We start from the raw sequence: 14,157 nt of genomic DNA on the forward strand, positions 1-14,157 counted from the left end.
GTACACGGAGTTCGGCTTCCAGGCCACCGGCACCGGTTCGGGCATCACCCCGGGCTGCTCGGCCGGCTGACTTTACGCACGACGGGGCTCCGCGCGCCCGACCCCCCTTTTTTGCGTCTCTTACTCAGCGCGAGTGTCGAGCGTCTCACCCGTGACGAGAAACACCACGTGGTTGCCGGCGTTGACGGCGTGGTCGGCGTAGCGCTCGTAGAAGCGGCCGAGCAGCGCCCCGTCCACCGCGGCCTCGGTGCCCTCGGACCAGTCCGGCGCGAACATGATCGCGAACAGGTCGGTGTGCAGCTTGTCCATCGCGTCGTCGTCGCGCTCGAGCTGGCCGGCCGCGACCACGTCGAGCTTGGAGATGGCGCTCGAGATCTTGCCGGCGATCCGGTCGGCGACCTGGCCCATCTGCTCGAACGTCGCCACCAGCGGCTCCGGCACGGCGCGGGCCGGGTGGCGGCGCAGCGCGGTCTTGGCGACGTGGTCGGCGAGGTCGCCCATCCGCTCGAGGTCGGCCGCGAGGTGCAGGGCGGTCAGCAGCAGCCGCAGGTCCGAGGCGACCGGGGCCTGGCGGGCGCAGAGGTCGTAGACCTTGTCCTCGACCAGCCGGTAGAGCGCGTTGACCTCGGCGTCGCGGGCGATGACCTCCTCGGCGTCGGTCTGGTCGGCGGTGAGCAGGGCGTTCGTGGCCCGGCTCATGGCCGAGCGCACCGCGTCGGCCATCCACACCAGCAGCTTGTTGACCTGAAGAAGATCGGCACGATATTCGTCGCGCATATTGCTCCCATCGTTGTGTACCTACCTTAGGGCCCGAACCCGGAGCCTCCAATGAACAATGGCCGCCAGCAGGGTGAACACTGGACCACATGAGCCCGATTCGTGCCTCCGTGTGCGCTGGATGCGCTAGACGGTCTCCTACCATCGGATCGTGGATTGGAAGTTCCGGCAGGCGAAGTCCGAGGGACCGGCGGTGACCGACATCCTCGACGCGCTGCAGGTCGGGGTGCTCGTCCTGGACGAGGACGACAGACCCGTGCTCGCGAATGCGGCGGCACGGGAGATGGGGCTCGTCCGGCAGCGGCAGAACGGCTCCGCGGGCTCGACCGAGGAGGCGCACACGATCGTGCGCACCCTGGCCGGCCAGGTGCGCCGGACCGGGATCACGCGCGTCGTGGAGCTCGACCTGCCCCGCCTGACCCACGGCGAGCCGCTGGGCGTCAACGTGCGGGCGGTCGCGCTCGAGGGCGGCCGGGTCGCGATCGAGGCGGCGGACGTCACCGAGGCGCACCGGGTCGCCCGTGTGCGCCGGGACTTCGTCGCCAACGTCAGCCACGAGCTCAAGACCCCCGTCGGCGCGCTGCAGCTGCTCGCCGAGGCGCTGCTGGACGCGACCGACAAGGACCCCGCGGCCGCCATCCGCTTCGCCGAGCGGATCAAGCACGAGTCGTCGCGGCTGGGCCGGCTGGTATCGGAGCTGCTGGAGCTCTCCCGGCTGCAGGGCGCGGAGCCGCTGCCCGAGCCGGAGCCGGTCGACGTCGACAAGATCACCGCCGAGGTGCTCGACCGGGCCAAGACCCCGGCCGCGGCCAAGGGGATCGAGCTGCAGTTCCGGGGCCTGCGCGGGCTGACCGTCTACGGTAACGAGAACCAGCTCGTCACCGCCGTGGTCAACCTGGTCGAGAACGCGATCGCGTACTCGCCCGAGCACACGGCGGTCACGATCACCACCAGCGAGGACAGCGGGTACGTCGAGATCGCCGTCGCCGACCAGGGCATCGGCATCGAACCCCGCGACATCGACCGGATCTTCGAACGGTTCTACCGCGCCGATCGGGCGCGTTCCCGGGCCACCGGCGGCACCGGGCTGGGGCTTGCCATCGTCAAGCACATCTCTACCAACCACGGCGGCCGAGTGACCGTCACCAGTACGGTCGGAGTTGGCTCGACGTTCACGTTGCGGCTGCCTTCGCGTCCGACGGAGGCCGCGTTGACGCTACCGCCGTCAGTTGAGATCGGAGGGGCCCCATGATCGTTACGCAACAGCAACATTCCACCCGCGGTTCGCAGCGCAGTGTGGCTCCCCGGCAGCTACGAAAGGACAGCACGTTGGCGCGCGTACTCGTGGTCGAAGACGAAGAGTCGATCTCGGACCCGTTGTCGTACATGCTCCGCCGCGAGGGCTTCGAGGTCTCGATCGCGGCGACCGGTACCGAGGCCATGACCGAGTTCGACCGTACCGGCGCGGACATCGTCCTGCTCGACCTGATGCTGCCGGAGATGTCCGGCACCGAGGTCTGCCGCCAGATGCGGCAGAAGTCGAACGTCCCGATCATCATGATCACGGCGCGGGACAGCGAGATCGACAAGGTGGTCGGCCTGGAGATCGGGGCCGACGACTACGTCACCAAGCCCTACTCGCCCCGCGAGCTGGTCGCGCGCATCCGCGCGGTGCTGCGCCGCCAGATCGACACGGTCGGCGAGCTCGCCCCGCCGACGCTCTCGGCCGGTCCGGTGCGCATGGACGTCGACCGGCACGTCGTGACCGTGGCCGGGGATGCGGTACAGCTGCCGCTCAAGGAGTTCGAGCTGCTCGAGCTGCTGCTGCGCAACGCCGGCCGGGTGCTGACCCGCGGCCAGCTGATCGACCGCGTCTGGGGCGCCGACTACGTGGGCGACACCAAGACGCTCGACGTGCACGTCAAGCGGCTGCGCTCCAAGATCGAGCCGGAGCCCTCGGCGCCGCGGTACATCGTCACCGTCCGCGGGCTGGGCTACAAGTTCGAGCCGTAAACCGGCCCTACCCGGCATTTGCCACCGATTCGCGGTTGCGCCTGCGCTCCTCCATCTCGGGACGCAGGACGTAACCGCGGATCGCGCGGCCAACGAGCTCGCTTGTCTCGTACGTGATGATCACGTCGTAGCCGGCGTTCTCGGGATCCCGCCGGACGAACAGGACGGACCCGGTCACGGTGATCGAGTCGGTCTCGAGGGAGACCGCGACGTCGACGCGGTCGTCGCGCTCGAAGCGGTCCTCCGGCATCCGGCACCGCACGCCGCCCTCGGACAGGTCGATGACCCGGCCGCGGTACGTCGAGCCGCCCCGGCTCTCACCCGGGCGAGACTTGAGGAGTCCGGCCGTACGACACCGCGGGCTCCCGTAGCGTTTGCGCCGGTGCGCAGCTTCAACACCGGCCCGGCCGGCATGCTCATGATGATCGTCGGGCTCATGCTGGCGATCAGCTCCGCGTACACCGCGTTGGCCAAGGCGAACTGGCGGCTGCTGCCGAGCGTCCTGATCGGGCTGTCGCTGATGGCGGTGGGCTACTCCCTGATGGCCCGGGCCCGGCGCAACCGACCCCGCTCCGGCCGGGGCTCAGACGGGTCGGATGGGGATGAGCTTCAGTGAGCGCGCGCTCGAGGTCGCCGGGTGCTCGGCGATCATCCCCTGCTCGGCGCGGGCCGCGCACAGCTCCGCGAGCCGCACGTAGGCCGGCTTGCCGATGAGCGCGGTCAGCTCCGGCTCGTACTCCTGGTAGAGCCGCTTCGCCCCGACGTGCGCCTCCGGCGACGACGTGCACCACCAGTGCAGGTCGTGGCCGCCCTCGCCCCAGCCGCGGCGGTCGAACTCGCCGAGCGTGGAGACGAGCACCTTGGTGCCGTCGGCGCGCTTGCGCCAGTCCTGGTCGCGGCGGACCGGCAGCTGCCAGCAGACGTCCGGCTTGTACTCCAGCGGATGCACGCCGTCGCGCAGCGCCTGGCCGTGCAGGGCGCAGCCGCCCCCGCCCGCGAAGTCCGGGTCGTTCTGGAAGACACAGCCGCCGCCCGGACGCGTCGCGGTGCGCAGGGCCTTGTTCTTGCCGTCGATCGTGTCGTTCTCGGTGAAACGCTTGAAACCCCGGCGGAAGTACTGCCAGTGCTCGGGCGTGAGCCGCTTGGCCGCCGCGCGCACCCGCTCCTGGTCGTCGTCGTCGGTGAAGAAGGCGCCGTGCGAGCAGCAGCCCTCCTCGGCGCGGCCCTCGATGATGCCGTGGCAGCCGTTGCCGTACACACAGGTCCAGTTGGACAGCAGCCAGGTCAGGTCGGCGCGGACGAGGTGGTCGGCGTCGGCCGGGTCGGAGAACTCGAGCCACTCGCGCGGGAAGTCGAGACCGACCTCGAGGTCGCGGGGCTCCTCGTAAAACTCGACGTCCACGTCGACCTCGACCTGCTTGTCCATTCGAAACAGGGTACGCTGCCGCCGGCTTGGCGCGGGCTTCGCCCGGTACGCGGCGGGGGTTCCCGCCCCGCGCCCCCCATGGCCGCAGGCGGCCACTTTTGCGGGCGCTCCGCGCGCGGCTGTTCCCTGGCACGGCGCGCGGCCTTTACCGCGCACGGATACCGTCTCAGCATGCGACTCGGCGTGCTCGACGTGGGCTCCAACACCGTCCACCTGCTCGTTGTCGATGCCCACCATGGCGCGCATCCGTGGCCGGCCCACTCGCAGAAGGCCGAGCTGCGCCTGGCCGAGCGGATCGGGGGCAACGGCGAGCTGACCAAGGCCGGGGCCGACAGCCTGATCGCCGCGGTGGAGCAGGCCCGTGACGCCGCCGCCCGGCTCGAGAGCGACGACCTGCTCGCCTTCGCCACCTCGGCCGTGCGGGACGCGAAGAACTCGAGCCGGGTGCTCAAGCGCGTACGCGAGGAGACCGGCGTCGATCTCCAGGTGCTCTCCGGCGAGGCCGAGGCGATCATGACCTTCCTGGCCGTGCGCCGGTGGTTCGGCTGGTCGGCCGGGCGGCTGCTGGTGATGGACATCGGCGGCGGGTCGCTGGAGCTCGCGGCGGGCATCGACGAGGAGCCGGACGTGGCGCTGTCGGTGCCGCTGGGCGCCGGGCGGCTGACCCGGGAGCGTCTGCAGGGTGACCCGCCGTCGGCCGCGTCGGTCGACGGGCTGTGCGAGTACGCCGAAACGGTCGTGGGCAAGGTCGCTCCCACGCTGCTCGCGAACGGGTGGGATCGGCCGGTCGCGACCTCGAAGACCTTCCGCACCCTGGCCCGCCTGGCCGGGGCCGCCCCGTCCGGCGCCGGGCCGCGGGTGCCGCGCCGCCTCAGCCGCACCGGCCTGCACCAGGTGCTCTCGTTCATACGGCGCATGTCGTCCTCGGCCCTGGCCGAGATCGACGGCGTCAGCCCGGGCCGTGCGCACCAGATCCTGGCCGGCGCGGTGGTGGCCGAGGTCACGATGCGGGTGCTGGGCATCGACGAGGTCGAGATCTGCCCCTGGGCGCTGCGCGAAGGGGTGATTCTTCGCCGCCTGGAAGTACTGGAGTCGAGTTGATCGACAGGAGACGCTACCCGAGTCGGGCTAGCCTGGTGGTGTGAGTCGCCAAGTTCCGGTCCTGTTGTCCACCTCCTCGGTGTTCCCCGAGCCGACCGCGGCCGGGTTCGAGATGGCCGCCGCCCTCGGGTACGACGGCGTCGAGGTCATGGTCTGGTCCGACGCGGTCAGCCAGGACGCCCGCGCCCTGGTGGGGCTCTCCAAGCACTACAACGTGCCGGTGCGCTCCGTGCACGCGCCGTGCCTGATGGTCACCCAGCGCGTGTGGAGCCCCGACCCGTGGGAGCGCCTGCGCCGCGCCGCCGAGCTCGCCGACACGCTCGGCGCCGACGTCGTCGTGGTGCACCCGCCGTTCGCCTGGCAGCGGGAGTACGCGCGCACGTTCTCCTCCGGCCTGCTGCGCCTCGGCCGGCAGTTCCCGGGCATCCGCTTCGCCGTGGAGAACATGTTCCCGCTGCGCGGGGTGGGCCGCGAGTTCGTGCCGTACGCGCCGGGCTGGGACCCGACGCTTACCGGCTTCGACGCCTACACCCTGGACCTCTCGCACTGCGCCGCCTCGCGGACCGACGTGATCACGCTCGCCGACACCATGGCCGGCAACCTCGCCCACGTGCACCTGGGCGACGGGACGGGCAAGGGCCGCGACGAGCACCTGGTGCCGGGGCGCGGCAGCATGCCCTGCGCGCAGCTGCTGGCCTCGCTGGACTCGCGCGGCTTCACCGGGTCGGTGGCGGTGGAGGTGGGCACGCGGAAGGCGGGGAGCCGGGCGGAGCGGGAGGCGGATCTCGCGGAGTCGCTGCGGTTCGCCCGCCAGCACCTGGCCACCACGTCGCCGGTCGCCTGACTCGCGTTCGGCGCCTCTGACGCGCCGGGCCTTCGGTGCGTTGCGCCGCCGGCGGCCTGGTGCCGTTGACGCAGAGCGTCTTTGTGCGCCGGTTCCGTCGACGCATTGCGCCTCTCAAGCTCGGCGCCTTTCCTGCGTGGTCGACCGGCGCGGGTGCGCCCCGGAGGTGCGCTGTGTCTTCGGCGCTCGCGGTCTTCGGCGCTCGCGCCGCTCTGTGCGGTTGGCCGCGCCCTGCGCGGCGCCTTCGGCGCTCTGCGCTGTTGTGTGCCTCGGCGCTCTGCGCCGCTCCGTGCCTCGGCGCTCTGCGCCGCTCCGTGCCTCGGCGCTCTGCGCCGCTCCGTGCCTCGGCGCTCTGCGCCGCTCCGCCTTTGACGCGTCCGCCGTTACCAACGGCGGACGGTGAGGCCACGGGAGTAACGGTCCGGGCCAACGACGGACGCCGCGGTAGCTCTATGCTTCGGCCAACCCCTACGGACCCGACTTATCGCCCGTCGGGGTATAAATCCGATATGTCGCGGCGCGGAGCGCCCGACATATCGCGGGCCGGTTGGGAAGTCGGCGTGTCAGATCTTGCGTACGGACTCGGCCTGGGGCCCTTGGGACCCGTCGCTGCCGCCGTCGACGCTGATGAAGCCGAAGCTCTTCTCAGCGTTGAACCACTTCACGGATCCCTGGGCCATTGTGCTGTTCTCCTTCGTAGGTCCGGCCCCAAAGTCAGCGCCGGCACCGCATCGCTCAAGCCCACCTGTCCAATTTGTCGTACATGCGACAAAGCGAACCACATGACGCAAGATATGCCCGAAGTTACCGACCCTGGGGGCAGTTTCCGGCAGTTGGCCGCCACGGAGCGTAGTCAGGAGGGCGCGAAAAGCCGCGGCCGCGGCCACAGGGCGGCGGCCTTCGGGTGGACCGCCTAGGCGGTCACGACCGCCCGCTCGGCCTCGGGCGCCGTCGCCGGCGTCAGCGAGGCCGGGGCCGCGCCCGTCTCGGCGGCCCGCTTGCGCGCGCGATGGGCGGCGACGTGCGAGCGGGTCGCGCAGCGCTCGGAGCAGAAGCGGCGGCAGCAGTTGGACGACGTGTCCAGGTACACGTTGCCGCAGCGCTCGTCGGCGCACACGCCGAAGCGGGTGCTGCCGTGCTCGCACAGCCACACGGCCAGGCCCCAGGCCGCGCCGGCCAGGAGCTCCGAGCTCACCGACGAGCCGCGACCGGTCACGTGCATGTGCCAGTCGTGGGTGTCGTGCCCGGAGATGCGCGGCTGCATCGGGTACGCCTCGAGCAGGGCATTGAGCTCCGCCACGGCGGCGACGTCCCGGCCGGACGACCCGTGCTCGAACACCTCCCGCAGCCGCTTGCGAGCACGGCGGAAGGCGACGAGGTCGCGCTCCGTCGCCTCGGAGGTCTGCCAGCTGTCCTCGCCGAAGAGCGCCGCGAGATCTTGCATGCTCTCGAGCGGCGCGTTGACGATGTCGACGGCGGTCCGCGCATACGCGTCGAAGTCCACCCGACCAAGGTAGTCAAGAAATGCCACACTGGCGACCAGGCGTCACCGGACACTCGCGGTTCTGTTTACGCTCGGCACATGCTCAGATCGGTCATCCTCGCCGCCGCCCGTTCCACCCGGGTCGAGCGGCTCGTCGAAACCGCCCCGGTCAGCCGCAGTATCGTGCGCAGATTCATCGCCGGGGAGCACGCGGACGACGCGCTACAGCGCACCCGCGAGCTCGTCGCGGACGGCCTCTCCGTCACGATCGACTACCTCGGGGAGGACACCACCAACCCGCACCAGGCCGAGGCGACGCGGGACGAATACCTCAAGCTCCTCGATGCCCTGCACGCCGCCGAGCTGACCCCGGCCGCCGAGGTCAGCCTCAAGCTCTCCGCGCTCGGCCAGGTCTTCGACGAGAAGGTCGCCTACGAGCACGCGCGCGCGATCTGCGCCAAGGCCACCGAGTCCGGCACCACGGTGACGCTCGACGCCGAGGACCACACCACGACCGACTCGACGCTGGAGGTGCTGGCCCGGCTGCGCGGGGAGTTCCCGACCGCCGGGGCGGTCCTGCAGGCGTACCTGCGCCGCACCGAGGCCGACTGCCGGGAGCTCGCCGTCGCGGGCTCGCGGGTCCGGCTGTGCAAGGGGGCCTACAAGGAGCCGGAGTCGGTGGCGTACCAGAGCCGCCTCGACGTCGACAAGTCCTACGTGCGCTGCCTGAACGTGCTCATGGCCGGCGCCGGGTACCCCATGCTCGCCACCCACGACCCGCGGCTGATCGGCATCGGCGAGGACCGGGCGAAGTGGTACGAGCGCACCCCGGACGAGTTCGAGTTCCAGATGCTCTACGGCGTGCGCCCCGAGGAGCAGCTGCGCCTCGCCCGGCTGGGCTACACCGTGCGGGTCTACCTCCCGTACGGCACGCAGTGGTACGCGTACATGATGCGGCGTCTCGCGGAGCGCCCGGCGAACGTGAGTTTCCTGGCCAGGGCCCTGCGGTCGCGAGGCTGACAACGGGCTTTCGCCACATCAGGTCGCCTCTCGTCCGTATGGGCGACGCGGCGGGTTGACCCGTTCGCGTACGGTCCGGCAGTGATGGTTGGGGATGCGTGCCGGAGGGCGGGCGGTGACGTCACCGCGAGCTACCCGGCCCTTCCCCACCAGCGCGCCCCGCAGGACTGGGACGGGCCGACGCCGCCGATCGGGCTGCGGCGGTACACCGAAGAACCCCCCAAACCCAGGAGCTCCACGGTGTTCCGGGCGGCCGTGGTCGTCGCCCTCGCCGTGCTGCTGCTGGCCCCGGCCGGCGCGATCGCGTTCGCCACGGTGCGGATGGAGCGCTCGACGGTCGTCTCCGGCCAGGGCCTCGCCGGCGCCGGGGGCCGGGACACCGGCGGGCGGCCGGGCGCCCAGGCCGAGCGGCCGGGCACCGCGGGCGCGACCGCGAACCCGCCGCCGACCGGTGTCGACGGCCGGATCCGCAAGGCCCTCACCGACCAGGCGGACGCGCTGCTCGGCGGCGACGAGGACGGTTTCCTGCGCGCGGTCGACCCGTCCGCGGGCGGGCTGCGCGAGGACCTCGCCCGCCGGTTCGGCTCCCTGCGCCAGCTGCAGGTCAAGATCTGGCAGCCGGCGGTCGAGGCGCGGGCGAAGACCGAGGCCGGCGGCACCGCGAGCGCGACGGTACTGGTCAAGTACTGCTTCGTGGTTACCACCTGCGACCCGATGAGCCTCGAGGCCGACACGCGGTGGAAGGTCGCGGGGCAGAGCGTCACGCTGCTGGAGTTCAGCGTCGCCAAGGACCTCGGGCCGCGTCCGTGGGAGGTCAGCGAGCTGCGCGCCCAGGTCGGCGACCGGGTGGTGATGGCGACGACCGCGAAGTACGCGTCCCGCCTGCCCTCGATGCTCGCCGCGGCCGAGCAGGCGGCCGCGCTCACCGACACGTTCGCGCGCTGGGGGCCGCCGCCGGCCCGGTACGTCGTCTACCTGGCCGGGCCCGACGAGTGGTCGAAGTGGTACGGCATGCGCCAGGAGGCGTGGGTGGCCGGCTTCGCGCTGCCGCTGACCGCGAGCGCGACCGAGATCGTGCTCAACGCCGCGCGCGTCGACACCAAGCAGACCCTCGACGTGCTGCGCCACGAGTTCACCCACGTGGTGACGCTGGCCGGGGTCGAGAAGGCCTACGAGCACACGTGGTGGCTGGTCGAGGGCATCGCCGAGTACGTGCGGGTCAAGGGCAGCGGCAAGGCGTTCGACCAGATGGGCGACGTGCGCGCCTACCTGCGCAGCGGGCACTGGAAGGGCGACATCGCGCTCGACGACCCGCCCGAGGGGGCGAGCACCGCGGACGTGAGCGGCCGCTACGGCGTCGCCTACCTGTCGCTGCAGCACCTGGCCGACCGCTTCGGCGAGGACCGGCTGCTCGACTTCTTCGACGCCACGGTCCGGCAGGGCCACCCGCTCGACGACTCGGCACGCCAGGCCTTCAGCATGAGCTGGGAGGACGTGCAGGCCGACTGCGTGCGGTACGTGCGGGGCCGCAACTAGCGCATTCGCGTATCTACACTTGCGAGCGTGTATCGCGTCCCCCCGCGAACGACCGCCGTCGCGCTGCTGATCCTCGTGTCGCTCACCGGCGCCTCCTGCACCGGTAACGACACCGGCATCGGCCTGGGCAGCGCCGGGCGCAGCGACGTGGTCGAGGTCGTCGACGCGCCCGCCACCGTCACCGCCCGCGCCGCCGCCACGCTCACCGCGGCCGCCGACGGCACCCTGATCTCGCTGAGCGTCAAGCCGGGTGACACCGTGACCGCCGGCCAGGTGCTCGCGGTCGTCGACTCGCCCACGGCCCAGCAGCGGCTCAAGGAGGCCAACGGTGCCCTCGACGCGCTCAAGGGCGCCGGCGGCGGCGGGGCCGGGGTCAAGAACCTCTCCGCGCAGCAGAAGAAGACCGACGACGCGGCGGCCAAGGCGTTCGCGGACGCGCGCACGGCCGCGGCGCAGATCGCCGACGCGGCCGTGCGGACCTCGCTGACCACCCAGATCGACCTCGCCGAGCGGACCTACCAGGAGGCGGCCGCCTCCGCGCGGGCCGTGATCCAGAGCGTGCAGCGCGGCCTGGCCAGCGTCTCGCAGGCGATGGCGGCGCTCACCCAGGCCCAGCGTGCCCAGGCCCAGTCCGCGGTCGACCTCGCGCAGTCCACCGTGGACCAGCTGACCCTGCGCGCGCCGGTCGCCGGCGTGGTCCAGCTCGGTGGCACCTCGGCGGCGAGCGCGCCGTCGATCACCGACCTCATCGGCACGGCCACGGGCGGCGGCCAGGCGCCAGCCACCGGTGCGGGGAACGGACCAGGAGTGGATCCGGCGGTACCGGTGGGAGGCCGGGTGACCGCCGGCACCGCCCTCCTGACCGTGGTCGACGTGTCGGAGCTGGGCCTGATGGCGGAGGTCGACGAGACCGATGTGCTGCTCGTCCAGCCCGGCGTCACGGCGCGGGTCGAGCTCGACGCGGCCCCGGGGGCCATCTACGAGGCGGCGGTGACCTCGGCCGACGTGCTGCCGAGCACCTCGGCGCGGGGCGGGGTGGCGTACCGCTCGCGGCTGCGGCTGGGCCCCGGGAAGTACGACGACGGCCGCCCGGCCCCGTCGCCCCGCCCGGGCATGAACGCGGTCGCTCACCTGCAGGTGCGCTCGATCCAGAACGCGGTGACGGTGCCGGCCGCGGCGGTCTTCAACGTGGGCGGCAAGGACGTCGTGTGGCTGGTCCGGGGCGGCAAGGCGGTCCAGCAGCCGGTGGCCGTCGGCGTCTCCGGCCAGGACCGCGTCCAGGTGATCAGCGGCGTCACCGACGGCGACCAGATCGTGGTGCGCGGCACCGACAAGGTCAAACCGGGCATGGACCTGCCGAAATGACGGCGGCCCTGGTCGCGGAGGACGTCACGCGGGAGTACGCCCTGGACGGGGTGACCGTCCCGGCGCTGCGGGGAGTGAGCTTCACCGTCGACGCCGGCGACTACGTGGCGATCATCGGGCCGTCGGGCTCGGGCAAGTCGACCCTCATGCACCTGCTCGGGGGGCTGGACCGCCCCACGTCCGGGCGGCTGCTGCTGGGCGGCCGGGACGTCGGCGGCCTCGACCCCCACGAGCTGGCCCGGCTGCGTAACGAGACCATCGGCTTCGTCTTTCAGTCGTTCCACCTGCTGGCCCGCACGAGCGCGGTCGACAATGTGGCGCTGCCCCTGGTGTACCGCGGGATGCGCGCCACCGACCGGCGCCGGCAGGCGGTCGCCATGCTGGAGCGCGTCGGGCTCGGTCACCGCCTCGACCATCGCCCGAACCAGCTCTCCGGCGGCGAGCAGCAGCGGGTCGCGATCGCCCGCGCCCTCGTCACCGACCCGCAGGTGCTGCTGGCCGACGAGCCGACGGGCAACCTCGACACCAAGAACGGCCAGGCGGTCCTCGCGCTGCTGGAGACGCTCAACCGCGAGCAGGGGGTGGCCCTCGTGATCGTCACGCACGACCGCGAGGTGGCGGCCCGCGCCGACCGCCAGATCGTCATGCGCGACGGCGAGATCGTGTCGTGAGCGGGCCGGAGCGGAGGGCCGCGAACCATCGGCCCGGCTATGCGCCGTTGCCGGACCTTGCGGAGGTGAGGGCATGAGGCTGGCCGAGGCCTGGCGCGTCGCGATCGACGCGCTGCGGGCCAACCGCCTCCGGAGCATGCTCACCATGCTCGGCGTGATCATCGGGGTCGCCGCCGTCGTGGTGCTGGTCGCCATCGGCACCGGCACCAAGCAGGAGATCGAGCAGCAGGTCGAGGGGCTCGGCTCCAACCTGCTCATCGTCGTGCCCGGCGAGGTCAACATCGGCTCCGCGCCGTCGGTCTCGCGCATGGACCTCGCCGACGTCGACGCCGTCTCGAAGATCGTCGGCGACCGCAGCCGCGTGGCGGTGACCGTCGCCTCCGGCGAGACCGTGGCGGCCGGCAACACGGAGACCTTCGCCAGCATCAACGGCGTCATCGAGACGACGCCGAACGTGTTCGTGCGCCATCTCGCCCGCGGCACGTACCTCACCCGCTCCGACGTCGACACCCAGCGGCGCGTCGCGGTGCTCGGCTGGACCGTGGCCCACAAGCTCTTCGGCGACCGGGACGCGGTGGGCCAGCAGCTGACCATCGCGGGCGTGCGGTTCCGGGTGGTCGGCGTGTTCGAGCAGCTCGGGCAGAGCCTCGGGATCGATCGCGACAACGAGGTACACGTGCCGGTCACGACCGCACAGCGACTGCTCGCGACCAACCGGGTCGACGGGATCGCGGTCAAGGCGCCCAACCGCGACGAGATCGGCGACCTGTCCGCGCGCATCCTCGCCGAGCTCACCCGGCGCCACCCCGGCACCCAGTTCAGCGCCGTGACGCAGGAGCAGATCCTGGGTGTACTCGGCGACATCCTGGGCGTGCTCACCGGCGTGCTCGCCGCCATCGCCGGCATCTCGCTGCTCGTCGGCGGGGTCGGGGTCTCCAACATCATGCTGGTGTCGGTGCGCGAGCGGACCAAGGAGATCGGGCTGCGCAAGGCCGTCGGGGCCCGGCCCCGCGACATCGGGGTGCAGTTCCTGCTCGAGGCGGTGTTGCTGACCACGCTCGGCGGCGTGATCGGCATGGCACTGGGCATCGGCGCGGCCCTCGTCGTGGCCGCGCTGTCGCCGGTGCCGGCCGCGATCACCTGGTGGTCGCTCGCGCTCGCCTTCGGCGTCTCGGCCGGGGTCGGGATCATCTTCGGTGTGGTCCCCGCCCAGCGTGCGGGCCGCCTGGACCCGGTGGTCGCCCTGCGTACCGAGTGATCAAGTATCCGGGAAAGATTCCGACGAACCTGGGGTGCAAGTCACAGGCGTACCGTTACCGTACTGGTAACACGCTGATTGAGTGACGCTCGATCCGGGGCTGCCGGGCCGAGCACTGGGCGAGCACGCTGGTCGGAGGTCGCGATGTCGAGCACGCCACACACCACGGAAGGCCGGCTGGGTGAGGTCAGGTTCCTGACCGTCGCCGAGGTGGCCACCTTGATGCGGGTGTCGAAGATGACCGTGTACCGGCTCGTCCATGCCGGCGACCTGACCGCGGTACGCGTCGGACGGTCGTTCCGGGTGCCCGAGCACGCCGTCGATGCGTACCTGCGCGAGGCATTCCGCGAGACCGCATAACCCTTCGGCGGTGGCGCTTGCCGGGGCCGTTTTCCGATCCAGCAGCGATGCGGCTACCCTTGAACGGCTAACCATGTCTTCGGCGTGCCAGCGATGGCACGCGTTCCGCTGTATCGAGGAGATGCTCGTATGGGCTCGGTGGTCAAGAAGCGCCGCAAGCGTATGGCCAAGAAGAAGCACCGCAAGCTGCTGCGCAAGACCCGCGTCCAGCGTCGTCGTCTCGGCAAGTAGCCCCTCCGTTCGTTACCCGGCGGCCCGATCGGGCTCCAGCCGGGTGACGGGCGTGCGCTTCGCTGTGATCGG

At 71.7% G+C, this 14,157-nt stretch carries 14 protein-coding genes and 3 pseudogenes; 12 read left to right on the plus strand and 5 right to left on the minus strand.

Annotated features, from left to right (window positions below; all coding sequences use genetic code 11):
• Nucleotides 1-120: 120 nt before the first annotated feature.
• Entirely contained in the window at nucleotides 121-777 is a 657-nt protein-coding gene (gene phoU, locus AB0B76_RS41265; protein ID WP_360385996.1) for a phosphate signaling complex protein PhoU, read from the minus strand.
• A 151-nt stretch (nucleotides 778-928) separates the two neighbouring features.
• Here phoU and AB0B76_RS41270 point away from each other — a divergent pair, with 151 nt between their 5' ends.
• Nucleotides 929-2,029 (plus strand): ATP-binding protein, encoded by a 1,101-nt coding sequence (locus tag AB0B76_RS41270; protein ID WP_360385998.1) that lies wholly within the window; start codon nucleotides 929-931, stop codon nucleotides 2,027-2,029.
• A gap of 77 nt (nucleotides 2,030-2,106) precedes the next feature.
• Nucleotides 2,107-2,790, plus strand: a complete 684-nt coding sequence (locus AB0B76_RS41275; protein WP_360386000.1) for a response regulator transcription factor — start codon at nucleotides 2,107-2,109, stop codon at nucleotides 2,788-2,790.
• Nucleotides 2,791-2,797: 7 nt separating this feature from the next.
• On the opposite strand, the pseudogene AB0B76_RS41280 reads toward AB0B76_RS41275, so the two are convergent.
• Nucleotides 2,798-3,091 (minus strand): annotated as a pseudogene (locus AB0B76_RS41280) (PilZ domain-containing protein); the annotation flags it as partial.
• Nucleotides 3,092-3,172: 81 nt separating this feature from the next.
• Between AB0B76_RS41280 and AB0B76_RS41285 the strand changes: the two are divergent.
• Nucleotides 3,173-3,406 carry a hypothetical protein gene (locus AB0B76_RS41285; RefSeq protein ID WP_360386002.1) on the plus strand — a complete coding sequence of 78 codons (234 nt, stop codon included), beginning with the start codon at nucleotides 3,173-3,175 and terminating at the stop codon, nucleotides 3,404-3,406.
• Here the strand turns inward: AB0B76_RS41285 and AB0B76_RS41290 are convergent.
• Nucleotides 3,374-4,216 carry a hypothetical protein gene (locus AB0B76_RS41290; protein ID WP_360386006.1) on the minus strand — a complete coding sequence of 281 codons (843 nt, stop codon included), beginning with the start codon at nucleotides 4,214-4,216 and terminating at the stop codon, nucleotides 3,374-3,376. The genes AB0B76_RS41285 and AB0B76_RS41290 overlap by 33 nt on opposite strands.
• A 171-nt stretch (nucleotides 4,217-4,387) precedes the next feature.
• On the opposite strand from AB0B76_RS41290, the gene AB0B76_RS41295 reads away from it, so the two are divergent.
• Entirely contained in the window at nucleotides 4,388-5,317 is a 930-nt protein-coding gene (locus AB0B76_RS41295) for a Ppx/GppA phosphatase family protein (RefSeq protein ID WP_360386008.1), read from the plus strand.
• Nucleotides 5,318-5,357: 40 nt separating this feature from the next.
• A complete protein-coding gene (locus tag AB0B76_RS41300) occupies nucleotides 5,358-6,161 on the plus strand; it encodes a sugar phosphate isomerase/epimerase (RefSeq protein ID WP_360386010.1) in 804 nt (267 codons plus the stop codon).
• 605 nt (nucleotides 6,162-6,766) lie between these two features.
• Here AB0B76_RS41300 and AB0B76_RS41305 read toward each other — a convergent pair.
• Both AB0B76_RS41305 and AB0B76_RS41310 read right to left on the minus strand, forming a co-directional pair.
• Nucleotides 6,767-6,841 (minus strand): annotated as a pseudogene (locus AB0B76_RS41305) (cold shock domain-containing protein); the annotation flags it as partial.
• A gap of 233 nt (nucleotides 6,842-7,074) precedes the next feature.
• Entirely contained in the window at nucleotides 7,075-7,665 is a 591-nt protein-coding gene (locus tag AB0B76_RS41310; protein ID WP_360386012.1) for a CGNR zinc finger domain-containing protein, read from the minus strand.
• Nucleotides 7,666-7,743: 78 nt separating this feature from the next.
• On the opposite strand from AB0B76_RS41310, the gene AB0B76_RS41315 reads away from it, so the two are divergent.
• The 7 genes and pseudogenes from AB0B76_RS41315 to AB0B76_RS41345 all read left to right on the plus strand — a co-directional run bounded on the left by AB0B76_RS41315 (nucleotide 7,744) and on the right by AB0B76_RS41345 (nucleotide 14,085).
• The gene (locus AB0B76_RS41315) at nucleotides 7,744-8,664 is read left to right on the plus strand and encodes a proline dehydrogenase family protein (protein ID WP_360386014.1); all 921 of its coding nucleotides are present in this window, start codon (nucleotides 7,744-7,746) and stop codon (nucleotides 8,662-8,664) included.
• An 84-nt stretch (nucleotides 8,665-8,748) separates the two neighbouring features.
• Nucleotides 8,749-10,200: a basic secretory protein-like protein gene (locus tag AB0B76_RS41320; RefSeq protein ID WP_360386259.1), complete on the plus strand. Its 1,452-nt coding sequence runs from the start codon at nucleotides 8,749-8,751 to the stop codon at nucleotides 10,198-10,200.
• Nucleotides 10,201-10,227: 27 nt separating this feature from the next.
• Nucleotides 10,228-11,565, plus strand: coding sequence for an HlyD family efflux transporter periplasmic adaptor subunit (locus AB0B76_RS41325; RefSeq protein ID WP_360386016.1), 1,338 nt, complete (start codon nucleotides 10,228-10,230; stop codon nucleotides 11,563-11,565).
• A pseudogene (locus AB0B76_RS41330) lies at nucleotides 11,562-12,233 on the plus strand (ABC transporter ATP-binding protein); the annotation flags it as partial. The gene AB0B76_RS41325 and the pseudogene AB0B76_RS41330, both read left to right, overlap by 4 nt.
• 76 nt (nucleotides 12,234-12,309) lie before the next feature.
• Complete coding sequence (locus AB0B76_RS41335) at nucleotides 12,310-13,494, plus strand: ABC transporter permease (RefSeq protein ID WP_360386018.1); 1,185 nt, start codon at nucleotides 12,310-12,312, stop codon at nucleotides 13,492-13,494.
• Nucleotides 13,495-13,638: 144 nt separating this feature from the next.
• Nucleotides 13,639-13,854, plus strand: a complete 216-nt coding sequence (locus AB0B76_RS41340; RefSeq protein ID WP_033363444.1) for a helix-turn-helix domain-containing protein — start codon at nucleotides 13,639-13,641, stop codon at nucleotides 13,852-13,854.
• 129 nt (nucleotides 13,855-13,983) lie between these two features.
• On the plus strand, nucleotides 13,984-14,085 hold the full coding sequence (locus tag AB0B76_RS41345; RefSeq protein WP_007465623.1) for an AURKAIP1/COX24 domain-containing protein: 102 nt from the start codon (nucleotides 13,984-13,986) through the stop codon (nucleotides 14,083-14,085).
• The last annotated feature ends 72 nt before the right edge of the window (nucleotides 14,086-14,157 follow it).

This window comes from Dactylosporangium sp. NPDC049140 (assembly GCF_040648435.1).

Bases quoted from the DNA above. Each gene is read 5' to 3' on its own strand.
- phoU (WP_360385996.1), bottom strand. From the start codon at position 777: ATGCGCGACGAATATCGTGCCGATCTTCTTCAGGTCAACAAGCTGCTG.
- AB0B76_RS41290 (WP_360386006.1), bottom strand. From the start codon at position 4,216: ATGGACAAGCAGGTCGAGGTCGACGTGGACGTCGAGTTTTACGAGGAG.
- AB0B76_RS41295 (WP_360386008.1), top strand. From the start codon at position 4,388: ATGCGACTCGGCGTGCTCGACGTGGGCTCCAACACCGTCCACCTGCTC.
- AB0B76_RS41315 (WP_360386014.1), top strand. From the start codon at position 7,744: ATGCTCAGATCGGTCATCCTCGCCGCCGCCCGTTCCACCCGGGTCGAG.
- AB0B76_RS41320 (WP_360386259.1), top strand. From the start codon at position 8,749: ATGGTTGGGGATGCGTGCCGGAGGGCGGGCGGTGACGTCACCGCGAGC.
- AB0B76_RS41335 (WP_360386018.1), top strand. From the start codon at position 12,310: ATGAGGCTGGCCGAGGCCTGGCGCGTCGCGATCGACGCGCTGCGGGCC.
- AB0B76_RS41340 (WP_033363444.1), top strand. From the start codon at position 13,639: ATGTCGAGCACGCCACACACCACGGAAGGCCGGCTGGGTGAGGTCAGG.
- AB0B76_RS41345 (WP_007465623.1), top strand. From the start codon at position 13,984: ATGGGCTCGGTGGTCAAGAAGCGCCGCAAGCGTATGGCCAAGAAGAAG.